The sequence below is a fragment of the Kitasatospora sp. NPDC058478 genome, from assembly GCF_042720345.1.
Taxonomy (GTDB): Bacteria; Actinomycetota; Actinomycetes; order Streptomycetales; family Streptomycetaceae; genus Kitasatospora.
The window spans coordinates 1-26293 of sequence record NZ_JBHXML010000035.1 but is presented as its reverse complement, the minus strand read 5'-3'; the positions used below and the strand labels follow the sequence as shown (position 1 = coordinate 26293).

20 protein-coding genes, 1 tRNA gene and 1 pseudogene are annotated in these 26293 nt (G+C 71.8%); 10 read left to right on the top strand and 12 right to left on the bottom strand.

The annotated features are described in order from the left end of the window. Positions 1-42: 42 nt before the first annotated feature. The 4 genes from ACFWPT_RS20510 to dnaK form a co-directional block, all read right to left on the bottom strand. Entirely contained in the window at positions 43-573 is a 531-nt protein-coding gene (locus tag ACFWPT_RS20510) for a heat shock protein transcriptional repressor HspR (RefSeq protein ID WP_380423341.1), read from the bottom strand. Between the two features lie 7 nt (positions 574-580). Further along, on the bottom strand, positions 581-1738 hold the full coding sequence (dnaJ, locus tag ACFWPT_RS20505; protein WP_363368337.1) for a molecular chaperone DnaJ: 1158 nt from the start codon (positions 1736-1738) through the stop codon (positions 581-583). A 223-nt stretch (positions 1739-1961) separates the two neighbouring features. Continuing rightward, on the bottom strand, positions 1962-2597 hold the full coding sequence (gene grpE, locus ACFWPT_RS20500; protein WP_063348542.1) for a nucleotide exchange factor GrpE: 636 nt from the start codon (positions 2595-2597) through the stop codon (positions 1962-1964). Next, positions 2594-4426: a molecular chaperone DnaK gene (gene dnaK / locus ACFWPT_RS20495; RefSeq protein WP_063348543.1), complete on the bottom strand. Its 1833-nt coding sequence runs from the start codon at positions 4424-4426 to the stop codon at positions 2594-2596. Before dnaK ends, grpE begins: the two co-directional genes overlap by 4 nt. Positions 4427-4765: 339 nt before the next feature. On the opposite strand from dnaK, the gene ACFWPT_RS20490 reads away from it, so the two are divergent. From ACFWPT_RS20490 to ACFWPT_RS20475, 4 genes and pseudogenes are all read left to right on the top strand, one after another. Further along, the gene (locus tag ACFWPT_RS20490; RefSeq protein ID WP_063348544.1) at positions 4766-6988 is read left to right on the top strand and encodes a (Fe-S)-binding protein; all 2223 of its coding nucleotides are present in this window, start codon (positions 4766-4768) and stop codon (positions 6986-6988) included. A gap of 308 nt (positions 6989-7296) precedes the next feature. Then, a pseudogene (locus ACFWPT_RS20485) lies at positions 7297-8370 on the top strand (sugar phosphate nucleotidyltransferase); the annotation flags it as partial. Between the two features lie 208 nt (positions 8371-8578). Beyond that, entirely contained in the window at positions 8579-9604 is a 1026-nt protein-coding gene (locus ACFWPT_RS20480) for a Yip1 family protein (RefSeq protein WP_380483229.1), read from the top strand. A 110-nt stretch (positions 9605-9714) separates the two neighbouring features. After that, complete coding sequence (locus ACFWPT_RS20475; protein ID WP_380369856.1) at positions 9715-10605, top strand: metal-dependent hydrolase; 891 nt, start codon at positions 9715-9717, stop codon at positions 10603-10605. An 84-nt stretch (positions 10606-10689) separates the two neighbouring features. On the opposite strand, the gene dcd is transcribed toward ACFWPT_RS20475, so the two are convergent. Both dcd and ACFWPT_RS20465 read right to left on the bottom strand, forming a co-directional pair. Then, on the bottom strand, positions 10690-11265 hold the full coding sequence (gene dcd / locus ACFWPT_RS20470; protein WP_063348548.1) for a dCTP deaminase: 576 nt from the start codon (positions 11263-11265) through the stop codon (positions 10690-10692). 72 nt (positions 11266-11337) lie between these two features. Then, on the bottom strand, positions 11338-11559 hold the full coding sequence (locus ACFWPT_RS20465) for a hypothetical protein (protein ID WP_079135746.1): 222 nt from the start codon (positions 11557-11559) through the stop codon (positions 11338-11340). A gap of 275 nt (positions 11560-11834) precedes the next feature. On the opposite strand from ACFWPT_RS20465, the gene ACFWPT_RS20460 reads away from it, so the two are divergent. Then, a tRNA-Gly gene (locus tag ACFWPT_RS20460) sits at positions 11835-11908 on the top strand. Between the two features lie 233 nt (positions 11909-12141). Then, on the top strand, positions 12142-12768 hold the full coding sequence (locus ACFWPT_RS20455; RefSeq protein WP_363368347.1) for a response regulator transcription factor: 627 nt from the start codon (positions 12142-12144) through the stop codon (positions 12766-12768). Here ACFWPT_RS20455 and ACFWPT_RS20450 read toward each other — a convergent pair. The 5 genes from ACFWPT_RS20450 to lanKC form a co-directional block, all read right to left on the bottom strand. Beyond that, positions 12763-14535: an ABC transporter ATP-binding protein gene (locus ACFWPT_RS20450; protein ID WP_380483227.1), complete on the bottom strand. Its 1773-nt coding sequence runs from the start codon at positions 14533-14535 to the stop codon at positions 12763-12765. The genes ACFWPT_RS20455 and ACFWPT_RS20450 overlap by 6 nt on opposite strands. A 32-nt stretch (positions 14536-14567) precedes the next feature. Next, complete coding sequence (locus tag ACFWPT_RS20445) at positions 14568-16361, bottom strand: ABC transporter ATP-binding protein (RefSeq protein WP_380483225.1); 1794 nt, start codon at positions 16359-16361, stop codon at positions 14568-14570. Positions 16362-16509: 148 nt separating this feature from the next. Further along, positions 16510-16626 (bottom strand): SapB/AmfS family lanthipeptide, encoded by a 117-nt coding sequence (locus ACFWPT_RS20440; protein ID WP_363368353.1) that lies wholly within the window; start codon positions 16624-16626, stop codon positions 16510-16512. Positions 16627-16712: 86 nt separating this feature from the next. After that, entirely contained in the window at positions 16713-16829 is a 117-nt protein-coding gene (locus ACFWPT_RS20435; RefSeq protein ID WP_363368353.1) for a SapB/AmfS family lanthipeptide, read from the bottom strand. A 195-nt stretch (positions 16830-17024) separates the two neighbouring features. Beyond that, positions 17025-19631 (bottom strand): class III lanthionine synthetase LanKC, encoded by a 2607-nt coding sequence (lanKC, locus tag ACFWPT_RS20430; RefSeq protein WP_380483222.1) that lies wholly within the window; start codon positions 19629-19631, stop codon positions 17025-17027. 390 nt (positions 19632-20021) lie between these two features. Here lanKC and ACFWPT_RS20425 point away from each other — a divergent pair, with 390 nt between their 5' ends. Beyond that, entirely contained in the window at positions 20022-20843 is an 822-nt protein-coding gene (locus tag ACFWPT_RS20425) for an ABC transporter ATP-binding protein (protein ID WP_079135747.1), read from the top strand. Positions 20844-20848: 5 nt separating this feature from the next. Then, complete coding sequence (locus ACFWPT_RS20420; protein ID WP_380483220.1) at positions 20849-23386, top strand: ABC transporter permease; 2538 nt, start codon at positions 20849-20851, stop codon at positions 23384-23386. Between the two features lie 72 nt (positions 23387-23458). Here ACFWPT_RS20420 and ACFWPT_RS20415 read toward each other — a convergent pair whose 3' ends face one another. After that, positions 23459-24544 carry a sensor histidine kinase gene (locus ACFWPT_RS20415; RefSeq protein ID WP_380483218.1) on the bottom strand — a complete coding sequence of 362 codons (1086 nt, stop codon included), beginning with the start codon at positions 24542-24544 and terminating at the stop codon, positions 23459-23461. Positions 24545-25072: 528 nt separating this feature from the next. Between ACFWPT_RS20415 and ACFWPT_RS20410 the strand changes: the two genes are divergently transcribed. Continuing rightward, a complete protein-coding gene (locus ACFWPT_RS20410) occupies positions 25073-25444 on the top strand; it encodes a tail fiber domain-containing protein (protein WP_380483216.1) in 372 nt (123 codons plus the stop codon). A gap of 248 nt (positions 25445-25692) precedes the next feature. Further along, on the top strand, positions 25693-26202 hold the full coding sequence (locus ACFWPT_RS20405; protein WP_380369927.1) for a hypothetical protein: 510 nt from the start codon (positions 25693-25695) through the stop codon (positions 26200-26202). Positions 26203-26293: the final 91 nt, after the last annotated feature.

The following is a 26293-nucleotide window of genomic DNA, read 5'->3' as shown; positions in this document are numbered from 1 at the left end:
CGGGCGGAGGGGAGCCGGCGGCCGGAGGTGTTCAGCCAAGTCTCAGCGCTTGGGGCGCCAGACGACCAGGGCGCTGGACTGGGTGGGCGGCTGGTAGGGGACGAGGTCGCGGCGGTAGGAGGCGTGGACGGCGGCCTCGCGCTGCTGGAGGGCGCTGGTGGCGCCGTCGAGGGAGTCGACCAGTTCGCCGATGCGGGACTGGAGCGCGGTGACCTGGTTCTCCAGCTCGATGATCCGCTTGATGCCGGCCAGGTTGATGCCCTCGTCCTGGGAGAGCCGCTGGACCTCGCGCAACTGCTGGATGTCGCGCGCGGAGTAGCGGCGGCCCCGGCCGGCGGTGCGGTCGGGGCTGACCAGACCGAGGCGGTCGTACTGGCGGAGGGTCTGCGGGTGCAGGCCGGAGAGCTCGGCGGCGACGGAGATGACGTACACCGGGGTGTCCTCGGTGAGGACGTACTGCGGCGGGGCGGTGGGCCGCCGGGTGCGGCGGCCGTCGCCCGGCAGGCCGTCGCCGACGCCGACGCCGGGCAGGCCTTCACCGATGCCGGGGCCGATGGGACTGTTGGGGATCATCTGGTCGTCACGCTCCCTTCGCCGCCCGGAACAGGGCGGCTCGTGGGTCGTCGGAGGCGGTGGCCTCGCGGTACTGCTCCAGGGCGTTCAGCGCGTCCCCGGTGATGTGCCGCGGCACCACGACCTCGACGGTGACGAGGAGGTCGCCGCGGGTGCCGTCCTTGCGGGTGGCGCCCTTGCCGCGGGCGCGCATGGTGAGGCCGTTGGCGCTGCCGGGGGGCAGCTTCAGCTTCACGGCCGGCCCGTTCAGCGTGGGCACCTCGATGGTGGCGCCGAGGGTGGCTTCGGGGAAGGTGACGGGGACGGTGACGGTGAGGTTGTCCCCCTTGCGCCCGAAGACGGGGTGCGGGTCGACGTGCACGGTGACGTAGAGGTCGCCGGGCTGTCCGCCGCGTTCGCCCTGGGCGCCCTTGCCCTTGAGCCGGATGCGCTGGGCGTCCTGGACGCCGGCCGGGATGCGGACCTGCATGGTGTGGGCGGAGCTGGCCCGGCCGCTGCCGTGGCAGTCGACGCACGGGTCATCGACGATCATGCCGCGCCCGCGGCAGTCCTTGCACGGCTCGGAGAGCGCGAACGCGCCCTGGCCGCGGCTGACGGTGCCGGCGCCGACGCAGGTCGGGCAGACCCGCGGGGTGGTGCCGGACTTGGCGCCGGTGCCGTTGCAGGTGCGGCAGGGGGCCTGGCTGGTCATCCGCAGCGGGACGGTCGCACCGTCGACGGCCTCGTCGAAGGCGAGGGTCACCTCGGTCTCGACGTCGGCGCCGCGCCGGGGCTGGGCCTGCCGGCCGCCGCTGCGGTTGAAGAGTCCGCCGAAGACGTCGCCGAGCCCGCCGCTGCCGGTGTTCTGGCTGCCGCTGAAGAGGTCGCCGAAGTCGAAGCTGTAGCTGCCGTTGCCCTGGCCGGGGCCGCCGGCCCGGAAGCCGCCGTTGGCGAAGAGGCTGCGGGCCTCGTCGTACTCCTTGCGGCGCTTCTCGTCGGACAGGACGTCGTAGGCCTCGGAGATGTCCTTGAAGCGGTCCTCGGCCTTGGCGTCGCCCTTGTTGGCGTCCGGGTGGAACTCGCGCGCGAGCTTGCGGTAGGTCTTCTTGATCTCGGCGGCGGTGGCGTCCTTGGGCACGCCGAGGACCTTGTAGTAGTCCTTCTCCACGTAGTCCTTGCCACTCATGCGTCCACCTCGCTCCGCTCGGCAGCCGCTCCGCGCAACACGCGCCTTTCAACGATTCGCTCGCTGCGCTTGCTCATAGCTGCCGCCACCTCCCGATGTCCATCCTCGCTGCGCTGTCAACAGCCGCTCCACCGGGCGCTGTTGACAGCGCGCTGCGGAGTCGGCCGCCGTTCTGGCCGGCGTACGACTCCGCAGCGCACTGGTTGTCAGCTGTCACAGGTTGTCAGCTGTCCGAACCACCGTCGGACTTGTCCGCGTCCCCGGACTTCGCCTCGCCGTCGGGCGCGGCCGTGGTCTGGGTGCCCGGCTGGGGCTCCGCGACGGCGACCATGGCGGGGCGGATGATCCGCTCGCCGATGCGGTAGCCGGGCTGGAGGATCTGCACGCAGGTGTCCTCGGTGACGTCCGAGGAGTAGCTGTGCATCAGCGCCTCGTGCATGGTCGGGTCGAAGGGCTCGCCCTCCTTGCCGAACTGCTGGAGGCCCAGCTTGGCGACGACCGTCTCCAGGGACTCGGCGACGGACTTGAAGCCGCCGGTGACCTCGCCGTGCTCGCGGGCGCGGCCGATGTCGTCGAGCACCGGGATCAGGGACTCCAGGATGTTGGAGACCGCGATCTCGCGGACCGTCAGCCGGTCGCGCTCGACCCGCTTGCGGTAGTTCTGGTACTCGGCCTGCAGACGCTGCAGGTCGGCGGTGCGCTCGGCCGACTCCCGCTTGGCAGTGGCGAGTTCGTCGGAGCCAGCACCGGAGCCGGAGTCGGCGGCGCCGGCTGCGGCGGCCTCCTCGGCGGCCTTGATCACAGCCTCGTCGGCGGCGGAGTCGTCGCCGGGCTTGCCGCCCTGCGGCTTGTCCGTCATGCCGCACCGCCCTTGGGCTTCTCGTCGTCCACGATCTCGGCGTCGACGACGTCGTCGTCCTTGGCCTGGGCGGACTCGCCGGCCGGGGCGGCGGCGTCGGCGTTGGCGTACAGCGCCTGGCCGAGCTTCTGCGCGGTGGTGGAGACCTTCTCCGAGGCTTCGCGGATCTTCGCGATGTCCTCGCCCTTCAGGGCCTCCTTGAGCTCGCCGATGGCGGTCTCGACCTCGGCCTTGACGTCGGCGGGGAGCTTGTCGGTGTTGTCCGCGATGAACTTCTCGGTCGAGTAGACGAGCTGCTCGGCGGAGTTGCGGGTCTCGACGGACTCGCGGCGCTTGTGGTCCTCCTCCGCGTACTGCTCGGCCTCGCGCATCATGCGCTCGATGTCGTCCTTCGGCAGCGCGGAGCCGCCGGTGACGGTCATCTTCTGCTCCTTGCCGGTGCCGAGGTCCTTCGCGCCGACGTGCATGATGCCGTTGGCGTCGATGTCGAAGGTGACCTCGATCTGCGGCAGGCCGCGCGGCGCCGGCGGCAGGCCGGTCAGCTCGAACATGCCCAGCTTCTTGTTGTACGCCGCGATCTCGCGCTCGCCCTGGTAGACCTGGATCTGCACGGACGGCTGGTTGTCCTCGGCCGTGGTGAAGATCTCGGAGCGCTTGGTCGGGATCGTGGTGTTGCGCTCGATCAGCTTGGTCATGATGCCGCCCTTGGTCTCGATGCCGAGGGACAGCGGGGTGACGTCGAGCAGCAGGACGTCCTTGACCTCGCCCTTGAGGACACCGGCCTGGAGCGCGGCGCCGATGGCGACGACCTCGTCCGGGTTGACGCCCTTGTTGGCGTCCTTGCCGCCGGTCAGCTCGCGGACGAGCTCGGCGACGGCGGGCATGCGGGTCGAGCCGCCGACCAGGACGACGTGGTCGATCTCGGAGAGCGAGATGCCGGCGTCCTTGATCACGTTGTGGAACGGGACCTTGCAGCGCTCCAGCAGGTCGGAGGTGAGCTGCTGGAACTGGGCGCGGGTGAGCTTCTCGTCCAGGTGCAGCGGGCCCTCGGCGGAGGCCGTGATGTAGGGCAGGTTGATCGAGGTCTCGGAGGACGAGGACAGCTCGATCTTGGCCTTCTCGGCGGCCTCGCGCAGACGCTGCAGGGCCATCTTGTCCTTGGACAGGTCGACGCCGTGGCCGGCCTGGAAGACCTTGACCAGGTGGTCGACGACCTTCTGGTCCCAGTCGTCACCACCGAGGTGGTTGTCACCGTTGGTGGCCTTCACCTCGACGACCCCGTCGCCGATCTCCAGCAGGGAGACGTCGAAGGTGCCGCCGCCGAGGTCGAAGACCAGAATGGTCTGGTCGTCCTTGTCGAGGCCGTAGGCCAGGGCGGCCGCGGTCGGCTCGTTGACGATGCGCAGGACGTTGAGGCCCGCGATCTCACCGGCCTCCTTGGTGGCCTGGCGCTCGGAGTCGGAGAAGTACGCCGGGACGGTGATGACGGCGTCGGTGACGGTCTCACCCAGGTAGGCCTCGGCGTCCCGCTTCAGCTTCTGCAGCACGAAGGCGCTGATCTGCTGCGGGTTGAAGTCCTTGCCGTCCAGGTTGATCTTCCACCCGGTGCCCATGTGGCGCTTGACCGAGCGGATGGTGCGGTCGACGTTGGTGACCGCCTGACGCTTGGCCACCTCGCCGACCAGGACCTCGCCGTTCTTCGCGAAAGCGACGACGGACGGCGTGGTCCGCGCGCCCTCGGCGTTCGTGATGACGGTGGGCTCGCCACCCTCCAGAACGCTGACGACCGAGTTCGTCGTACCGAGGTCGATGCCGACCGCGCGTGCCATCGTAAATACCTCCACGGAAGAGTTGAGCTTTACAGGCTCAAGGATGCACGACCGGGTGGGTGCCGTCAACAGGGATGAGTCACTGCCGCTCAACTTTGCTGAGCGGTCCGCTTCCCGTGGCCGCGGCGACTGCCCGTGACCTCGGTCGTGGCCGTGGTCCTGGCCGTGGCGCGTGTGGTGCCACGTGACTGCCGCCATAGCTTGGGAACCTTCTGGAGGACTGGTGGCGGGCGGTAATGTCCGGGCCGTCGGCCCGGCAAGTTACCGACGAGTACAATTCGTTCCACGCAAGACCGTTCAAAGACCGCTCAACAGCAAGCCGCAGGAGACGGAGAGCCGATGCAGCTAGCAGCGATCGTCATCTCGCTGGTCACATTCGTGATCGGCACCGCGCTCGCCGCCCGTGCGGCGCTGTACATCTACAAAGTGGTGCGGACCGGCCAGCCGGACCCCACCCGCTTCGGCCGGCCCGCCCAGCGGGTGAAGACCGTCGCGGTCGAGTTCATCGGCCACACCCGGATGAACCGCTGGGGGATCGTGGGCATCGCCCACTGGTTCGTCGCCGTCGGCTTCTTCAGCCTGGTGCTGACCATCGTCAACGCCTTCGGCCAGCTCTTCGACGCCGAGTTCGCGCTGCCGATCATCGGCCACTGGATGCTCTGGCAGCTCTTCGTCGAGCTCGTCGGCACCCTCACCACGCTGGGCATCGCGACGCTGATCGTGATCCGGCTGCTCAGCCTGCCGTCCCGGTCCGGCCGCAAGTCCCGCTTCGCCGGCTCGATCGCCTGGCAGGCCTTCTACGTCGAGTACACGATCCTCGGCATCGGCCTGTGCATCCTGATGCTGCGCGCCCTGGAGGGCGCCCTCAACGGCGTCGACTCGTACGGGCCCGAGCACCTGGTGTCGTACCCGCTGGTCTCCGCCCTCAGCGGCCTGTCGCACGGCACGCTGGAGAACCTGATCTACCTCTTCGCGATGCTGAAGATCTGCATCTCGTTCGCGTGGGCGACCACCATCGGCATCAACCCCTCGATGGGCGTGGCCTGGCACCGCTTCCTCGGCTTCTTCAACATCTACTTCAAGCGCGAGGAGGACGGCGGCACTGCGCTCGGCGCCCTGCGCCCGATGACCAGCGGCGGCCGGCCGATCGACTTCGAGGACCCGGCCGAGGACGCCGTCTTCGGCGTCTCCCAGGTCGAGCACTTCTCCTGGAAGGGCATCCTCGACTTCTCCACCTGCACCGAGTGCGGCCGCTGCCAGTCGCAGTGCCCGGCCTGGAACACCGGCAAGCCGCTCTCGCCGAAGCTGCTGATCATGAGCCTGCGCGAGCACGCCTTCGGCAAGGCGCCCTACCTGCTGGCCGGTGGCGGCAAGGACATGGAGGGCGAGGAGAAGGCCACCGCCGAGCAGCTCAAGGACGTCCCGGCGGCCGCCCTGGCCGAGGCCGAGCGCCCGCTGATCGGCACCGCGGAGGAGAACGGCGTCATCGACCCGGACGTCCTGTGGTCCTGCACCACCTGCGGCGCCTGCGTCGAGCAGTGCCCGGTGGACATCGAGCACATCGACCACATCGTCGACATGCGCCGCTACCAGGTGATGATCGAGTCCTCGTTCCCGACCGAGGCCGGGACGATGCTCAAGAACCTGGAGAACAAGGGCAACCCGTGGGGCATGGCCACCAAGGCCCGCCTGGACTGGGTCAAGGAGCTCAAGAAGGAGACCGGCATCGAGGTGCCGGTGATCGGCGAGGACATCGACCCCGCCGAGGTCGAGTACCTCTACTGGGTCGGCTGCGCCGGCGCCCTGGAGGACCGCGCCAAGAAGACCACCAAGGCCTTCGCCGAACTGCTGCACACCGCGGGCGTGAAGTTCGCCATCCTCGGCAAGGAGGAGTCCTGCACCGGTGACTCCGCCCGCCGGCTGGGCAACGAGTTCCTCTTCCAGATGCTCGGCGCGCAGAACGTCGAGACGCTGAACGCGGCCCTGGAGGACGCGCCGGTCAAGCGGATCGTCGCCACCTGCCCGCACTGCTTCAACACCATCGCCAACGAGTACCCGCAGCTGGGCGGCCACTTCGAGGTCATCCACCACACCCAGCTGCTGCAGCACCTGATCGACGAGGGCAAGCTCGTCCCGGTCAACCCGGTCGAGGGCCTGATCACCTACCACGACCCCTGCTACCTGGGCCGCCACAACAAGGTCTACAGCCCGCCGCGCGAGATCATGGACAAGGTCCCCGGTCTGCGCCAGCAGGAGATGCACCGGCACAAGGAGCGCGGCTTCTGCTGCGGCGCCGGCGGTGCCCGGATGTGGATGGAGGAGCGCATCGGCAAGCGGATCAACACCGAGCGCGTGGACGAGGCGCTGTCCCTCAACCCGGACATCGTCTCCACCGCCTGCCCGTTCTGCCTGGTGATGCTCTCCGACTCGGTCAACGGCAAGAAGAACGAGGGCGCCGCCAAGGAGCACCTGAAGGTGGTCGACGTCGCCCAGCTGCTGCTCGACTCGGTGAAGGCGACCCCGCCGGCCGGCGCCGAGGAGCCTGCGACGGTGGACGCGTAGCGTCCTCTGTTCGACAGTTCTGCTACAACTGCCCGGCCCGGTGGTCACCGCGAGAGCGCCCGCCGGGCCGGGCTTTTGGGGGGCCGGGACGGGCCGGACCGGGGGTGGATCCGGGGCGGGACCCGTAGGGGAGTGGTGCCAATCGCACGGCCGCCTGAGTGTCCGCCCGTTGGGAGGAAATACAGTAGGCGGCAGACCGGCCTCGCGCCGGTCGACCCGTTCCGGACGGCCGGACGGGTCCAGACCACCGACGGAGGTATCGGCCCGCCGGGCCGGGGCCGCAGAGCACAAGGGGAACAGCGCAGACCATGACCGAGGCGATCATGCTGGTCGGTGGTAAGGGCACGCGACTGCGTCCGCTGACCACCCACACCCCCAAGCCCATGCTGCCGGTGGCGGGCGTCCCCTTCATCGCCCACCAGCTGGCCCGCGCGGCCGCCGCCGGCGTCACCCGCGTCGTGCTGGCCACCTCGTACCTGGCCGAGGTCTTCGAGGACCACTTCCAGGACGGCACCCCGTACGGCATCGAGCTGGTCTACCTGACCGAACGCGAGCCGCTGGGCACCGGCGGCGCGATCCGCAACGCGGCGTCCGGGCTGACCTGCGGCCCCGACGAGCCCGTGCTGGTCTTCAACGGCGACATCCTCTCCGGCGTCGACATCGCCGCCCTGCGCGACGGCCACGTGGCCGCCGGGGCCGACGTCACCCTGCACCTCACCCGGGTCGAGGACCCGCGCGCCTTCGGCCTCGTCCCGACCGACGCGAACGGGCGGGTGCTGGAGTTCCTGGAGAAGCCGGAGACGCCCGAGCAGATCGTCACCGACCAGATCAACGCCGGCTGCTACGTCTTCACCCGGTCCGTCATCGACCGCATCCCGGCCGGCCGCGAGGTGTCCGTCGAACGCGAGACCTTCCCCGAGCTGCTGGCCACCGGCGCGCTGCTGCGCGGCGTCGTCGACACCTCGTACTGGCTCGACCTCGGCACCCCGGCCGCGTTCGTCCGCGGATCGGCCGACCTGGTGCTCGGCAAGGTCGACTCCCCGGCCGTCCCCGGCCCGACCGGCGACGCCCTGCTGCTGCCCGGCGCCACCGTCCACCCCGGCGCGGTGCTCAGCGGCGGCACCGTGGTCTCCGCGAACGCGGTGGTCGAGGCCGGCGCGATCGTCGAGGGCAGCGTGATCCTGCCGGGCGCGGTGGTCGGCCCGGAAACCCTGGTCAAGGACTCCATCGTGGGCGCCTTCGCCACCGTCGGCGCCCGCTCGGCGCTGGACGGCGCGGTGATCGGCGACGGCGCGATCGTCGAATCCGACAACGAGCTGCCGAACGGCATCCGGATCGCCTGCGGCACCCTGCTGCCGGTCGGCGCGGTCCGCACCTCGGCCGGCCCGGGCGGCTGCCCGGCCGGCACCGCCGCGGCCGCCGCGGTGCACGGGCCCTCGGTCAGCGCGCAGCGGTAGGACCCGGGCCGGGCCGGGCCGCTGGCGCCGTCGGCGGCAGGATTTCGGCCGGGTTCGTCTCAGGCTCGCTGCAAACCGGCCCCGGCTCCGTCCAGGCCCCACGCGGATTGGGCCGGACGGGTACCGTCAGAGCGTGGCTGGTAATCGATACGACAGCGGGCAGGGCGCCGACCCCCACGGCGGGTGGGCGCCCCCTCCGCCGCCGGCGGGGCCCGGGGGGCACGGGCAGACGGACGGGCCGGAGTACTTCACGGCCCCGCACCGGGGCGTGGCCGACGGCCCCGACGGCACGCCCGGAGGCCCCGGCGCCCCGGGCCCGCAGGGCGGCTACGACCCGTACGCCGCCGACCGGCCCGGCGGCACCCGGGCCTTCCCGACCGGCGACCCGTACGCGCAGGAGCCGCCCCACCACGGGTACTACGACCAGGGCCAGTACGGCGGACACCCCGGGTACCCGCAGGCGGGGTACGGCGCCGAGGGCTACGACCAGGGCGGACACCCGCAGGGCGACGGCTACGGCCAGGACGGTTACGGGCCGCAGCAGCAGCCGCCGTACGGCCAGGACAACGTCACCGTCTACCGGGCCGGCGGCCAGTCCGCCCCGCACGTCGCCGGGCCCCGCCCGCACTGGCGCGAACTGCTCATCGGCATCTTCCGCGCCCCCACCGCGACCTTCGACCGCGCCCGCGACCACCAGGTCTGGCTGCCCGCCCTCACCGTCTCGATGCTGTACGGCGCGCTCGCGGTGCTCGGCATCGGCCTGACCCACGACGACATCGTCGACTCGACCTTCACCGTCGCGCTGACCGGCATCGCCGCCGCCGCGATCGGCTTCGCCGTGGCCGGAGCGCTCTTCGGCGGCGTCACCTACGCGCTGGCCCGCCAGCTCGGCGGGGACGGCCCGTGGAAGTCGACGGTCGGCCTGGCCGCGCTGATCGGCTGGCTGACGGACGCGCCCCGGCTGCTGCTCGACCTGGTGCTGCCCTCGGGCAGCGCGGTCGTCCAGGTCGCCGGCTGGGCCACCTGGGCGTTCTGCGCGTACCTGCTGACCAGCATGGTCCGGCGGGTGCACGACCTGCCCTGGGGCAAGGCGGCCGCCGCCTCGGCGGTGCAACTGCTCGCGCTGCTGGTGCTGATCAAGCTGCCGACCCTGGGCTGACGGCCGGAGGGCACAATGGTGGACGGATCCCGGTCAGGCCGGGGCCCGTCCACCCTCTTCACCCCCTCACCCCTCACTCCCTCACCCGTTCCACGTCACCGGAGCCAGGAATGACCCTCCCCACCACGCACGTCAGCTTCCCGGCCGGGGCGGTGACCGGCGAGTCGACGGTGATCGCGGTGCACCCGCTGGGGGACGGCCGGCACGCCGTCGTGACCGGGGCCACCCCGTTCCACCCGCTCGACCACACCTGGCCCGACCAGCCCGCCGACCTCGGCACCCTCACCGTCGACGGCACCGAGCTGGCCGTCGTCGACTGCCTCACCGGCGCCGTCGGCCCGGACGGCGGAACTCCGCTGGTCGGCGCCGACATCCCGGTCCGGCGCGGCGACGAGGAATGGTCCTGGCTGGTCCTGCACGTCGTCGACACCGACCCCGGCGACCTCGTCGGGCGCACCGCCGTCCTCGCCGTCGACGCCGACCGCCGGGCCGCCCTCAGCGCCTCGCACAGCGGCTGCCACCTGCTCGCCCTCGCCCTCAACGAGGCCCTCGCGCCGCGCTGGCGCAAGGACCCGGGCCGCTCCGACGCCCTCGGCCACCCCGACTTCGACAGCCTCGCGATGGCCACCTCGGTGATGGACACCGAGGCCAGCACCGACACCTACCGGCTCGGCAAGTCGCTGAAGAAGAAGGGCTTCACGGCGGACGCCACCGACGAGCTTCCCGCGCTCGCCGACGCCCTGCCCGCCCTCACCGAGGCCGTCAACGCCCGGCTCGCCGCCTGGGTCGCCGCCGACGCCCCGGTCCGCATCGAGGTCCCCGGCCCCGAGCTCACCGCCCGCCGCCAGTGGCACTGCGAGCTGCCCGAGGGCGGCGCGCAGATCTTCTGCGGCGGCACCCACCTGCACCACCTCGGCGAACTCGCCGAACTCCGCACCGAACTGCGGCTCTCCGAGGACGGCACCGAACTGGTCGCCGTCACCCGCCCCAAGCGGGCCTGAGCACGCGGGAAACGCGACGGGCGGCCGCCCCTCGTCCGTCATCGGCGAGGGGCGGCCGCCCGTGCTGCGTGCGCTCCGCCCGGATCAGACGTCGGTGCGGTGGAAGTTCATGAACGAACGGGACGGCGTCGGGCCGCGCTGGCCCTGGTAGCGCGAGCCGTACCGCTCCGAGCCGTACGGGTGCTCCGACGGCGAGGAGAGCCGGAACAGGCAGAGCTGCCCGATCTTCATCCCCGGGTACAGCTTGATCGGCAGCGTCGCGACGTTCGACAGTTCCAGCGTCACGTGACCGTTGAAACCGGGGTCGATGAAGCCGGCCGTCGAGTGCGTCAGCAGGCCCAGCCGGCCCAGGCTCGACTTGCCCTCCAGCCGGGACGCCACGTCGTCGGGCAGCGAGATGACCTCGTACGTCGAGGCCAGCACGAACTCGCCCGGGTGCAGGATGAACGCGTCGTCGCCCTCGGGCTCCACCAGCCGGGTCAGGTCCGGCTGCTCCTCGGAGGGGTCGATGTGCGGGTAGCGGTGGTTCTCGAACACGCGGAAGAAGCGGTCGAGGCGCACGTCGATGCTCGACGGCTGGATCATCGCCGGGTCGAACGGGTCGACGACGACCCGGCCCAGGTCGATTTCGGTCCGGATGTCCTTGTCAGAGAGCAGCACGCTTCGAGGTTACGTGCACGACAGGGCCCCGGACGAATCCGCCCGGGGCCCGTTCCGTCCTCGCGTCGACCGTCAGGCCAGGAACTCCGCGGCCTCCAGCCGCAGCGCCCGGTCCAGTTGCGGCGCCGACAGCTCCCGCACGTCGGCCAGCACCGAACTCCTCAGCCGCCCGCACTGCGGACAGCGGATCAGCCGCCCGGGCCCGAGCCGGCCCGGACCGAGGTTCTGCATCGGGAACGTGGTGGTGCTGAACAGGTGCCCCTCGGCACAACGAACGACGGCGCGCTGCTCCATCGATCCCCTTCCCATCCCTAACCCAGTACTCACCCGTACTCATCGCGCCCCGCGGGACCTCGCCCCGGGACAGCGTCACATTAGGGGATGCTCCGGACATTCCACACCGTGGCTCGCCGCCCCGAACCCACCCGCCGGAGCACTCGTACGCGGCCCACACAGTACGCCCCCCACCCACCCCCACCCGCCCCACCACTCCCTGGGCGGGCCGTGCAACCACCGTCGCGAATGGGGTACAGTGACACTGGATTGAGCGGTCTCTGACGGCTCATCAGGCGGGCGTAGTTTAATGGTAGAACATGAGCTTCCCAAGCTTAGAGCGCGAGTTCGATTCTCGTCGCCCGCTCCAGCAGTAGAGCCGCAGGTCATCTGACCTGCGGCTCTTTCTGTTGTCTGGACCACTTCGGGTCCGTTGTGCCGGATCCGAGTTCGTGGAGGGCCGGCCGTAGTTCGATCGGTTTCGCACTGTTGTTTCCGTCGCGCGCGGTAACGCATGGTGGATCAATCGGATACGGGCTGCCCGCAGCCCTGTTGTCTCATGGAGCCGCGCGGGTAGCGGTTGCCTGGCAGGGGAGGACGCAGATGATCAGGGTTCTGTTAGCCGAGGACATGACCATGGTGCGCAGCGCGCTGATGGCACTCCTCGCGTACGAGGACGACCTGGAGGTCGTCGCGGACGTCGAGCGTGGTGACCTGGTGGTGCCGACGGCCCTGCGGGTCCGGCCGGACGTGGCGGTGCTCGACATCGACATGCCCGGTCTGGACGGGCTCCGGGCCGCGGCCGAGTTGCACGAGAAGCTCCCGACGTGCGGGACGCTCATCCTGACCGGGCTGGCGAGACCCGCGCATCTGCGCAGTGCGATGTCCGTTCACGTGCTCGGGTTCCTCGGCAAGGACGCCCCGGCACAGGAACTGGCTGCGGCGATCAGGAAGGTGGCGGCCGGCGAGCGCGCCATCGACCCGGAGCTGGCCCTCGCCGCCCTGGGGGCGCGTGAGAACCCGCTGACGCCCAGGGAGCTCGACACCCTGCGCCTGGCCGCGGAAGGTGCCTCCGTCTCGGAGATCGCCGCCCGGCTGTTCATTTCGGCGGGAACCGCCCGCAACCACCTGGCCGCCGCGGTGACCAAGGCGGGGGGACGCAGCCGGGTGGATGCCATTCGGATCGCCGAGGAGATGGGATGGCTGTCCGCCGGTCCTCGCCCCTCATAGGGCCCCGGCGCCGGCGGGTCGCTGCCAGTGGCCGGCCAGGTCACGGTAGAGCCCTGAGCGCGTCAGCAGTTCCTCGTGGCTTCCCACGGTGGCGTCCGTCCCGTCCATCACGAGGACTCGACGGGCCCGCAGAGCCGAACTCATCCGGTGGGCGATGATCACCAGGGTTCCCGGGCGCCGGACGAACGCCTCCTCTGCCCGAGCCTCCGAGACCGGGTCGAGATGGCACGTCGCCTCGTCCAGGATGACGAGTTCGGCAGGCGACAGGTAGGCGCGGGCCAGGGCGATCTGCTGGCGCTCACCGGCCGAAAGCGCCTCCGCCGAGACGGCGGTCCGGTAGCCGCCGAGCCGTTCGACCAGCCGTTCCAGACCGATGGCGGCCACGGCCTCCTCCCACTCGTCCGAGCTCGCGGCGGGGTTGAGGTAGGTCAGGTTCTCGGCCAGGGTCCCGGAGAAGACGTAGGCCTCCTGCGGGATCAGGACGCGGCGGTGGACCAGTGCGGCTGCGAGGTCGGGCAGCGGGCGTCCGTCGAACCGCACCTCGCCGCTCGTGGGCCGGAGGAGGCCGGCGATCAGGCCGGCGAAGGTCGACTTCCCGATCCCGCTGGGGCCGACCACGACCAGGTGGTCCCCGGCTCCGATGACGAGGTCGAGGTCGCGCACCACCGGTTCGGCACCGGGGCCGTAGGCGAAGGTGACCTGGTTCAGCTCCACGCCGCGCCCGAGGCCGGTTCCGCCGTGCGCGTCCGCCGGTTGGTGGGGGCCTTCCACGGCCCCGGCGGCCGGGGCCTGCACGGCCGGAGTGGATTCCAGGATGCGGCGCAGGGTGACGGCCAGTCGGACACCGCTCCCGCCCAGGCCCTGGACGAGGGTCTGCAGCGCGGGTTGGAGTCCCTGCATGATGTAGGTGACCGAGCCGAGGAGGGCCCCGGCCGTCACCCCCTGCCCGGTCAGCCAGGATGCGCTGGACAGCAGGAGGACCAGCGGTAGCCAGCCGCCGACGGCCAGCACCATGGTCCGGTTCGCCGTCAGCCGGGCGATCCGCTGTGCTGCGTCGGCCTGTCGCTGGACGGCCGCCTCCAGCCGGTCGCCCGTCCACCGTTCGGCGCCGGCGGCGGTCACGTCGCGCAGTCCGGCGATGACGGTGCCGGCCATCGCGGCGAGGTGCTCGTCCGCGAGGAGCAGTTCGCGCTGGCCGTCGGTCGTCCGGCGGAGCATCAGCGCCAGCAGGCCTGCTGCGGCGACCAGCGGCGGCAGGACCACGGCCAGGACCACGGGCTCCAGGAAGCACATGCCCAGCAGTGCGCCGCCCACCGTGAAGACGAACCTGCGGACGACCATGGTGATCCCGGCGTACGCCTCGCGGACGATTTCCACCTGGTGCGTCAGCCTGGCAACGCCCGAGGTGTCGGGACGCCCCGGAAGTGCTTCGACCGCGTGCAGCCCGCCGGTCACCACCCGCCGCACCAGCTCGTCCCGGAGGGGTTCCACCAGGGCCGCCAACCGCGGGTACACCTGGCGGGTCGCCCATGCGCCGAGGAAGACCGCGGCCCCGAGCAGTGCCAGGTAGGCCATCCCGGCCATCGGCCGGCCGGCGCCGAAGCCGGAGTCGACCGAGGCCGCCACCAGCCGGCCGGCGGCGAACCCGGGCACCGCCTCCACCATCGACCACAGCGCCAGTTGCCCGACCACGCGGGGCTGACGGCGAAGCGGGGCGATCAGCTCGGTCCGCAGCGGGACGGGTCGGCCGGCCGGCGGCCCGCTCACGCCGCTCACACCGTTTATGCCGCTCACGCCGCTCATGCGGTCACCTTGGCCTGTCGGGGACGCTCCGGGGTGTGTTCCGAGCCGCCCCCGCCGGGCGACGGCTCGGGTTGGAACACGGCCCGGTACTCGGGCAGGCCCCAGAGCTCGCTGTGCGGGCCGACCTGCCGGATGCCGCCGTCGTCCAGCCACGCCACCAGATCGCACCGGGCAGCGGTGGAGGCCCGGTGGGCCACGATCAGGCGGGTACGGCTGCCCGACTCGGTGGTGAGGGCGGCACTGATCCGGAACTCGGTGACGGTGTCGAGGCTGGAGGTCGCGTCGTCGAGGATCAGGACCTTGCCCCGGTGTGCGAACGCCCGGGCCAGGCCGATCCGTTGGATCTCGCCCCCGGACATCGGCACCCTCCGGACGTCGGTGCGGTAGCCCTCCGGTAGCCGCTGGACGAACGCGTCGATGCAGGCGGCCGCGGCGGCCCGGGCGATTCGCGGCCGGTCCGCCTCCGCCGCGTCGCCGAGCGTGATGGCCTCCCCGACCGTCCCGCCCAACAGGGCCGGGCGTTCGAAGGCGTACGCGATCGCGCCGCGGAGCCCGTCGTGCGACAGATCCGGCAGCGGCACCCCGTCCAGCAGCACCGTGCCGCCCTGTGGGTCCGTCAACCGGCCGGCGACGGAGGCGAGTACGGACTTGCCCGCGCCGGAGCGGCCCACCAGGGCGAGTGAAGTCCCGCCGGGCACCGTCAGGTTGACGCCTTCGAACAGTGTCTCCTGCGCGACCCGCACGGTGACGTCGCGGAGTTCCAGACGCCCGGCGCCGGCCGGCAGCTCCCTGGTCCCGTACGCCATGGCGGGCTCCGCCAGGACCTCCTCGATCCGTCCGGCGGCGGCCCTGGCCCGGGCGATCCTGCCGAGGAGCATCGCGGTCATGCCGACTCCCGCGCCCAGGGCGGCGTAGCGGGCGGCGGCCAGCATCTCGCCGGGCGTGACGCGGCCCGCCGCCAGGCCGAACCCGGCGACCGAGAGCACGGCGACCTCCAACAGCGGCACCAGAAGGGCGCTTTGTGCCGCCACCTTGGTCTGTGCCCGCCAGAACCCGTGTCCGAGGCTGCTCAGTTCGGGGAGCGGGCGCAGGACCCGTTCCGCCTCCCGGTCCGCGGTCCCCGCCGCGGCGATGGTCCGCATTCCGCCCAAGGCCTCGACGAAGCCCGCGGCGATGGCCCCTTGGACCCGCTGGTAGCGGGCGATCAGGGCCGACATGTCCTGGGCGTACGACCGCAGGAAGAGGAACAGTGCGGGCATGCCGAGGAGGAAGGTCGCGGCCAGCCGCGGGTCGATAAGCCAGAGCGCGACGACGCTGGTGAGCGTCGGGATGGCGGACAGTGCCGCCCACACGGCGGCCTCCCCCGCGGCGCCCGCGTCCGCGGCGCCGCCGATCAGTCGGGTGGTGAGGTCACCGGGGCTGAAACGGGCGGTGGCCCGCCCGCCCAGGGTCAGCAGATGGGCGAGTTGGGCGCGGCGCAGCCAGGCCGTGGCGGTGGCGGAGCTCCGGCCCGCCGCGAGGTCGGCCAGCACCTCGCAGACGATGAACAGGGCGATCGCGAAGGAGCAGGTGGTGATCCGCCCGTCCGCGGTGCGGCCGGCCATCGCGCTGTCCACCGCGGCGCCGACCAGGGCGGGGAGGAGCACCTGGGCCACCACGCTCCCGAGCGCCGAGAGCACCAGGAGGACGGCCCAGCCGCCGGCCTGCCGCACCGTGCGCAGCAGCAGCCGGTCAGCGGCACGGCCGAGCCGGGGGCCGGCATGGTCGCCCGTTTCCAGGGAGTCGGTCATCGCTCTGCCCGTCCAGGTCGTCGCGGTGGACTGCTGAATCTTCGGCCGTGCGTCGACCGTGCGGAGGACGCGAGGCGCAGGCCACCCGGTCCTGGGCAGGTGCTTGCCCAGGACCGGGTGGCCTCACCGACTAATGGGTGAGTCGGCGTCAGTTACAGAACAGCCAGCTGGAGTTCGAGCAGTCGTTGCTCTGACCGCTGCCCATCGGGGTCATCTCCTCCGCCTCGGCGGGGAGTTCCATCGTCTGCAGGTCGAGCAGTGCCATGGTCGTTCCTTTCGGGTTGTCGTGCGGGTGGTCGTACGGTGGTCAGTGCTGTGCCGGGTGCTGCGACCGAACCGAACCGGTCGGCGTCAGTTGCAGAACAGCCAGCTGGAGTTCGAGCAGTCGTTGCTCTGGCCGCTGCCCATCGGGGTCATCTCCTCCGCCTCGGCGGGGAGTTCCATCGTCTGCAGGTCGAGCAGTGCCATGGTCGTTCCTTTCAGGTGGATGCGGTCTTGCCCTTGTGGGCACCCTTCCGGGGTCGGAAGGGGGGTCTGTGGGGTGGCGGCGGTCGCGCGGCCCGGTGGAGGGCGTCGCCCGGCCGGGAGGGCTGCTGCGGCCGGCGGTCCGTATCGGTTCAGGCGGCCCGGACCTCTGTACCGGTTCAGGCGGTCCGGGCCGGTTCAGGCGGAGCCGGTGCGGCCGAGGAACGGCAGGTGGACCGGGCCTTCGCCCAGGGCCGAGCCGAGGGCGAGCAGCACCCCCGCGGAGCCGGTGGCGAGGTCCATCGACAGCCGGAGCAGCTGCTCGCCGGGGTAGGCGAGGTGGCCCTGGTAGGAGAGGGCGTGCCAGGAGAGGGCCTTGATCTGCACGGCCACGTCGGGGTCGTCCGCCGGCCGCGGGTGCCGTGACGTCGAGGCGAGGTGCTGCAGGATGCCGGCCCTGCCGTTGAAGAGGCCGGACAGGACGTAGTGCTCGGACTGCGAGGAGATCCGGACACCGGCGGTGGCGGTGCGGAACTGCTCGTCCTCGCGGTGCGCCAGGTAGAGCTCCAGAACCATCGCGAGGCCCGCGCTGCCGGTCGCGAGGTAGGGCATCGAGCGCCACCCCTCGTTGACGTGCAGGGCGCCGTCCCCGCGGACCAGGCAGCGGCGCAGGTCCTGCCTCAGTGCGGTGGCGGCCAGGTCCAGGAAGGCCTCGTCGCGGGTCTGTTCGTACAGTCGGATGAACATCAGGGCGGGTCCGGCGGAGCCGCGCATCAGCCCCGCATGCGGATGGCGTCCGCCGCTGGTCACGGGCACGTCGTCCGCTCCGCCGAGCTGTCCCGACACCAGGTCGGCGGCCCGGAAGGCGGCGTCGCGCAGCGAGGACTCCCCGGTGGCGTCGGCGAGGTGCGCGAAGTTGAGCGCGAGACCGGAGAGACCGCTCAGGAGGTCGGCCCCCAGGCCTTCCCAGGCCTCGGCGAGGCAGAGCTCGACCACCTTCAATGCCTCGGTCCGATGACCGAGACGGTCGAGGACGTGGGCCACGCCGTGCAGGCCGTCGTAGAAACCCAACCGGGCGCGCTGGTCCCTCCGCAGGGCGCGGTCCAGCAACCACTGTTCGTGTTCCGGGAAACGGCCGGCTCCGGTCACGTCCAGCGCGTACAGCACTCCGGCGGCGCCGTGGGCGAGGTTGAGTCCGCCCGTCTTGAACTGCTCGATGTCGCCGGGGAAGAGCCGGTCGTCACGGTCCGGGGTGGCGCTTGCCAGGATGGCGCTCGCCAGCGAGTCGCGGGTGCCTGCCCAGTCGGCCTGGCGCGGCGTCGGCAAGGGCGCTGCGGCCGGCCCGGAGCTGGAACCGGAACCGGAGCCAGAGCGGGAGCGGGAGCCGCCCCCGGAGCCGGCGCCGGTGGCGTCGGTACGGGCCGGGCCGAGGATGTCCCGCACCGCGGCGTCGAGGAAGTCCGGTGGCACCGGGAACCGGGCGGCGATCTCCTCCGCCAGGTGCCTGGCCTTGCCGATGTCCTGGCGGAGCAGGGCGGTCAGGGGCAGGAACATCGCGAGCCGGATGCAGCCCAAGGCGTACCGGTCGATGTCGAACCCGGTCCGGTCGCGCGGCGCCGCGTAGGCGGGGTTGCCGAGCGCCGGTTTGGACTCGGCCTCCACCCCGGCCGCGACCTCGTAGTCGATCAGCGCGACGCGGCCGTCGGGCCGGACCATGACGTTGAACGGATGCAGGTCACCGAAGACGACTCCGCGCCCGTGCAGCGCGTCGACCGCTTCCTCGATGGCGCGGCAGATCCCGAGGGCCCAGTCCGTGTACTCGGCGATTTCCGCCTCGTCCGGCCTGGACTTGTTGTACGGGTAGCGCTGGCCGAAGAACTTGTTGAGCGGCTGGCCGTCCAGGAATTCCTCGACCAGGAAATGGTGGTCGCCGACCACGAAGTAGTCGATGGCCCTGGGCACGACGCTCAGTCCGGCGAGCCGTTCGAGGACGTCCCGCTCGCGTTGGAGCCGGGCGACCGCGTCCTCCCCGTCGCTGGTCAGACCGGCGTGGGCCCGGGCCTCCTTGAGCACGATCTGCTGCCCGGTCCGTTCGTCCTCGCCGACGTAGAGGCCGCCGCCGTTCGAGAAGTGCAGCACCTTTTGGATCCGGTAGGGCAGGCCCTCGACCGACTCCTGCTGGCGGGCCCTCAGTTGGGGAGCCAGGAAGTCCGGAAGCGTCACCCACGGCGGGACGTGGAAGGCCGGGTCGCGCCGGTCGGGCACCAGCGTTCCGTCGGGCGCCTCGATGGCCTGGACGAGCAGGCCCTGGTCGGAGACCATGTGCCGCTCGGTGAAGCCGCCGTAGCGCACGTACAGCGGGCCGGCGTTCCAGCGCAGGTCACTCAGGATGTAGGGCCCGGTCTCGCCCCCGATGCGGAGGTCGAGCGCCTCCAGCACGGCCTTCAGCTGGGCCTCGTCCCGAGGGTAGATGGTGACGAGCTTGCCGCTGGAGCCCCGGTGCGCGTACTTCATGTTCCGGGTGTGCAGGATGTGGCGGCCGGACAGGTGCTTGAACGCGATGCGCTCGGTGAAGCAGTGGTCCCAGACCTCGTCGAGAATCCTGTCGGCGTTCTCCGCTCGGCCGGACGTGTGGATCTTCCAGCCCTGCCCGGGCAGCGGCCTGCCGCCCTCGGGGCGGTATATCACCCAGTCACCGTTGCGGATCCGGCTCCAGCCCTCGGGCACCGCCCGGTCGGACAGGGCGAAATCCAGGCCCTCCTCCTTCAGCTCGGTGGGCGAGTCGAAGAATGTCGGATCAGCCATACAGTACACATCGTAATGCTGGGACATCACTACCCCCGTGACTTCTTCGAAGTACTCCAAAGCAATGAGTGGCCGAACCATCGGAAGTCCGGAAAACCGGACAGGAGCTATCTTCGCCGAATTCCGGAGGTTCGCGTTTGGTTATTTCGAACAAGTACGATCCTGGCATCCGGGTGGCCTTTTGGCTACGAGGTACTCCATGAAATGCCCCATGCGATTCGCATGGATGTGTCCATGGGTTGTCCACTTCCGGACCCTCCCGGGCGGGCGGCCGGCAGGCTTGGCGGCCGGTTGACCTGGGAAGGAGCCTCCGGTGGCGCCGCTCGACCGCTGTCCGGAAGCCGTCGGACGTCCAAGCGGGCGGTGTGGATTTGGCTAAGCTTGCGGTAAATGAGGGCAGGGCGCCACATCGAGGAGGGGATTCCCGTTTTCTCTCGGACTGCGGATTCCAGCGATCCGGAACAGGCCCATTCCACTTCGGAGCCGGACCTGGCGGTGCGGCTCGACGGGGTGAGCAAGGTGTACGGGCGCGGAGCGGGGGCCGTGCACGCCCTGCGCGAGGTGTCGATGGAATTCCGCCGAGGCGGGTTCACCGCGGTGATGGGGCCCTCGGGGTCCGGGAAGAGCACGTTCCTGCACTGCGCCGCCGGGCTCGACCGCCCGACCTCCGGGCAGGTCCGGCTGGCCGGCCTGGAGCTGGGGGCGCTCGGCGACACCGAGCTGACCGTCCTGCGCCGGCAGCGGATCGGCTTCGTCTTCCAGTCCTTCAACCTCCTGCCCTCCCTGACGGTCGAGCAGAACGTCACGCTGCCGTTGCGACTGGCCCGGCGCCGGGCGGACCGGGCCTGGCTGGGGGAGATCCTCGACCGGACCGGCCTCGCCGACCGGGTGCGGCACCTGCCCACCCAGCTGTCGGGCGGTCAGCAGCAGCGGGTGGCGATCGCCCGGGCCCTGGTCACGCGACCCGAGGTCGTCTTCGCGGACGAGCCCACGGGCGCCCTGGACAGCACCACCGGTACGGAGGTCCTGCGACTGCTGCGGCACGTCGTCGACGGACTGGGGCAGACCGTGATCATGGTGACGCACGACCCGGTCGCCGCCTCCTACGCGGACCAGGTGTTCTTCCTGGCGGACGGCTCCTTCGCCGAGGCACTCGCCAACCCCTCGCCCGAACAGGTCGCGGACCGGATGACCCACCTGGGAAGGCGCTGAACGGCATGCTCCTACTGGCCTGGCAGACGGTGCGCGCCCGCAAGGCGGGCTTCGCGGGTGCTTTCGCCGCACTGTCGTTCGCCCTCGTCCTGACCGCCGCGTGCGGCGTCCTGCTGGAGTCCGCCCTGCGTGCGGGCACCCCCACCGAACGCTATGCGGCGGCCCCGGTCGTGATCGGCGGCTCGACCCGGATGGCCGACGTCGATCCGCTGATCGGAAAGCTGGCCGCACTGCCCGGCGCCGGGACCGTCGCCCCGGAGGTCTCCTTCCCCACCGCCGTGATCACCGGATCGGGGCAGGTCCTCTCCGGCCCGCAGGGCGGGGCGTCCCTCGGGCACTCCTGGACCAGCGCCGTCCTCGCCCCCTTCCACCTGACCTCCGGTCACCCGCCGGCCGGCCCCGACGAGGTGGTCCTCGACGAGGCGACGGCCGCACGCGGCGGGCTCCGGCCCGGCGACCCCGTGCGGGTGGCCACCACCACCGCCCCCCGCGCCTACACGGTGTCCGGACTGGCCTCACCCCCACGGGAGTTGGCCCGCCAGAGCGCCCTCTTCTTCAGCCCCGACCAGGCGGCCCGGCTCGCGGGCACCACCAAGGGCGCGGACGCGATCGGCATCACGGCACGGGACGGGGCCGACCCGCAGGCGCTGGCCGCGCAGGCCGAACAGGTCCTCGCCACGGCCTTCCCGGCCACCGGGGCGGAGCTCTGGTCCGGGCCCGAGGTGAGCACCGGCGACCAGCGGGGCGAGCGGGAGTTCTCGGGCGCACCCGGGCCCGGGGACGGCCTGGCCTCGCTCGCCGGGACCGTCGGCATCCTGTCCTTGTTCATCTCGGTGTTCGTGGTGGCGGGAGCGCTCGCGCTCACCGTCCAGCAACGCCTGCGGGAGATGGCCCTGCTGCGAGCGGTGGGCGCCACGTCGGGACAGGTGCGGCGGATGATCGCGATGGAGACGCTGGTCCTGACCCTCGGCGCCGCACTGGTCGGATGCCCGGTCGGGGTCGGCGTCGCCTCGCTGCTCCGCGGCGTACTCGTCGACCGCGGTGTGGTCCGCTCCGACGTCCCGCTCCACGTCGGGCCCACCGCACTGCTGACCGTCGTCGGCGGGGTCGTCGTCACCGCGCAACTCGCCGTGTGGGCCTCCGCGCGCCGGGCGTCCCGGGTCGAACCGACCCGGGCTCTGCGCGAGTCCTCTGCGCCCGCGCCGCGGATCGGCTGGGTGCGGACGGTGCTCGGGGCCGGGACGCTCGCCGTGTGCGCCGTGGTGCTGTCGTCCTCCACGGGCAGCCGGAGCGGGGCCGGCACGGCCGAGAGCATGGTCCTGCTGCTCCTCCTGGGGGTGGCGCTGCTCGGACCGGTGGTCGGGCGGGTCGCCAGTGTGGTGATCGGTGGACCAGTGGGCAGGCTCTTCCCCGTGGCGGGGTTCCTCGCGTCCGCGGCCCTGCGTGCCCAGCCCCGCCGCTTCGCCGCCGCCGTCACCCCGCTGGTGCTGGCGGTGGCCTTCACCAGCACGGTGCTGTTCGTCCCCGGCGTCAAGGCCCAGGCCGCCGCGGCCGAGGACGGTCGAAGGCTGCGGGCCGACCACGTGGTCCAGGCCGACGGTGTCGGGCTCCCCCCGGACTTCGTCGCCGCGGCCCGCCAACTGCCCGGTGTCACAGCGGTCAGCGGGGTCGTCCCCGCCACGACCATGGTGTCCAACGCGTCGCCCGGCACCGCCGGCTCGCGGGGAGTCAGCGCCAAGGTGGTCGATTCCGCCGAGCTGTCCGAACTGCTCGATCCCGGGGTCACCGCGGGCTCGCTGGCCCAACTGCGCGGGGACGGCGTCGCGCTGGGGCAGCGCTCGGCCTCCGGACTCGGCGCCGGCGTCGGCACCAAGCTCCGGATCGGCTGGATGGACGGCAGCGAGAGCACCGCCACGGTGGTCGCCGTCTACGACCGCGACCTGGGGTTCGCCGACGCCCTCCTCCCCACCGAGTTCGCCGCCGCGCACACACCGGACCCCCTCGCGCCGACGGTCCTGGTCCGCTCCGCCCCCGACGCCGACCCCCAGCAGGTCGGCCGGGAGCTCCAAAGCCTCACCGCCGCCTACCCCATGGCCCGTACGAGCGACCGGGCCGCGTACGACGAAGCCCGCAGGCGCCGGCAGGAGTCGGCCACGGCCGTCGGCCGGCTGCTCCTCGGCATGATCAGCCTGTTCACCGCCATCGCCGTAGTCAACACCCTGGTGATGGCCACGACCGAGCGGTTGCGCGAGTTCGCCCTGCTGCGGCTGGTGGGCACCACCCGTCGTCAGATCCTGCGCATGATGGCCTGGGAGGGGGGCATCACGGTCGGCGTGGCCCTCGCCCTCGGCGCCGCGGTCACCGCCGCCGTCCTGGTGCCCGTCAGCCTCGCGCTCACCGGCTCGGCCTGGCCGTCCGTACCCGCGGCCTGGGCGGCCGCGGTGCTGGGCGGGGCAGCTCTGCTGGGTCTGGGCACCGTGCTGCTGACCACCCGGCTGGCGCTGCGCAGGGAGCCGGTCGAGGCCATGGGGCTTCGGGAGTAGCGGGCGCCGTGCGGTCGTGGCCGTCGCCGCCGGGTGTCGGGCGTCGGGTGTCGGGCGGCCACGACCGCACGGTCAGCCGGCCCTGGACGTCGTCCTGGTCGGCGGGGCCGCGATGACCGCCGAGAGGTGGAACCAGCCGGTCTCGCCCTCCTCCGCGGTCAGTCGTCCCCCGACGGCGAGCAACCGCTCCGTGAGGTTGTCGATGCCCTGGCCGCCGCCGGGCTCCGCCGAGACACCCTCCGCCAGGACGCCGTCGTTGGAGACCACCAGGCTGACATCGCCGAGTTCGCCCCTGACGGCCCGGATCTCGCAGCGCCGGGCCACGCTGTGCCGCAGCATGTTGGTGACGGCCTCCCGCGTCACCGTCGCCAGTACGGCGTCGTGCTCGGGCGGCAGGGCGCCGTGGGCCAGGTCGACCTCCACGCTGATGCCGGCCGCCCGCAACGCCGAGGCGGCGAAGCGGGTTTCCCGCGCCAACGACATCTGGAGGTCGCCACTGGAGATCCACCGGGTGTCGGACATCGCCTGTCTCACCATCGACAGCACCTCGGAGATCTCCGCCCGGGCGCGCCGCGGGTCCTCCAGGACGGTCCGCTCGGCGATCTGGCACTTCAGTGCTGCCACGGAGAGGCTGTAGCCGAGCAGGTCGTGCAGGTCCCGGGAGAAGCGCAGCCTCTCCTGGTCCACGGCGCGCTCCGCCAGCTCGGTGCGGGCCGCCCGCAACTCCGCGGTCAGGTCGGCCAGTCGGGCCACGCCGTAGACGACGATTCCGCCCGCGGCCGTGGAGACGCTCGCGTTGAGGCACTGCCCGACGTCGTCGCCCAGCGCCGCGTAGATCGGGTACTGGCCCGCCACCAGCAGGGTGAAGAGGATCCAGGACCTGGGTGCGGCGACGGTCAGGAGCATCGATCCGGCGAACGACCCGGGGATGCCGACCCACGCCCCGTCGAAGACCAGGAACGGCAGGTAGGTGATCACTCCGTGGGCGAGAAGGCTCCACGGCCACCACGGCCGTCTGTGGCGCCACGGGCCGGCGTGCAGGAGCTGAAAGCCGAGCAGGACCAAAAGGACCGTGATGGCGGCCAGTTGGTACGAGAAGCCGTCGCGGTTGCGGACGGTGGCCACGACCGAGGCGGCGAAGAACCCGAGGGCCGCCATGACCACGATGCCCTTGGTGAGGCGGGACAGGGGATCTCTCGGGGTTGGCCGTTCGCCTGACGACTCCGAGTGGCGATCGTCGCCCAGTCGGTACGCACCGTGACCCAATGAGAGCTCCCGAAAAGCGACTTGACCCGCCATAGGCGCACAGAAGGCCCGTCGTTTACCTCAAGGACCCCCCGTGCTTCCGACCGTGAGCATAGTTCCCGTCGGAAACCCGCCGTTAACATTCGACCCCGGCCTTGAAATCTGAGGCTCAACGCCGGTTGCTCCTGCCAACTCCCCCTGGGCTTCGTACCGATCGGCCCTCGACGGATCGGCCGGCGGTTCGGACAGGTGGTGCGGCGGTTCGGACAGGTGGTGCGGCGGTTCGGACAGGTGGTGCGGCGGTCGAATGCGGGTCCGGGCGGGGGCTTCACTCGATGGGGGGAAGCGTGGCGGCGGGATCCCCTATGTCCTGATTGTCGGACGCGGGCGGGTGGGGCGTTCGGGTGGGATGGGCGTCCCGATCGACTGGAGCCGCTGAGCATGGGCCTGTTCCGACGCTCCGGGAAGGCGGCCCGGACCGCCCCGGAGCACACCGAGACCGCCGACGCCGCCGCCGTCGCCCCGGCCGGGGCGGTCAACGGCCATCAGGTACTGGAGACGGTCCTCGCCCTGCCCATCAGCACCTGGCGCTACCTGTGGGAGCCCGAACAGGTGCGGCACATCGGGCCGATGGCCCAGGACTGGCACGCCTCCTTCGACTTCCACCACGAGAACACCCGTGTGATCCCCGTCGTCGACGCCAACGGCATCGCCCTGGTCTGCATCCAGGCCCTGAACCGGCGCATCGACGAACTCACCACCGAGGTCCAGCGCCTGCGCGAACTCACCCAGGACGGCGAGCCGGGCCGGTGAGCGGGGCGCGACCCCTGGCGGCTGCGGGTGGGATGCGGGGGGCGCGGGAGGGGCGTGCGGGAGGGGTGCGGAAGAGGGTGTGGGAACGGTAAGAGGCGGAACTGTCCGTCCACGCCCACCGTCCAAGCAGTGGACGGAATCCCGGCCCGGCCTGAACACCGGGAGGAGCGCGGAGGGGACCAGTGCAGCCAGGTGGTGCCGAACTGAACGTCGGATTCCCGGGTGGAAGCCGAGGCGGTGCGCCGGTCGTGCCACCCGCCCGGTGGCCCGGCCCAGCGCCGGCGGTCGATCAGCTCGAAGCCGCCGAGCGCTGCGAGACCCTGCTTCAGGACACCCTGGACGCCGTCCGGCCGGCGCCGGTCTGGCAGGGGGCGGCGCCCAGAGCGGGCGCACGGCTGTCGCTGCCGGGGCGGGACCCGGACCTGCGCTGGTACGTCACCCGGGGGCGGGACATCCTCACCATCGTCTCGGCGGTCCGGCGGGCGGCACTGGTGGACGCGGTCGAGCGGCACTGGCGGCAGCGCGGCTGGACGATCACTTCGCTGAACGCCGGCCGGAGCCGTCCCGGGGTTGCCGCCGCCACCCTGGACGGTTATCAACTGGCTCTGGCATTCGGCGAGTTGGGTGAGGCCGGGCTGACCGCGAGCTCGCCCGGGGTGGCCCGCTCGGAGCGGCTGCCGTCACTGCAGGGCGCCGGCGGTCGCGGCCCGGCGCCGCTGCCGAACGTGTGCTGCCCGTACTGGAGCGCGATGGTCTAGTAGGGCTTTGTTAGGTCCTATGGTGGGGGTCGGGGGTTGGTGCGGGTTGGCCGCATATCGAGCAGGCGCCGGTCCAGGTGGCCAGGAGGGC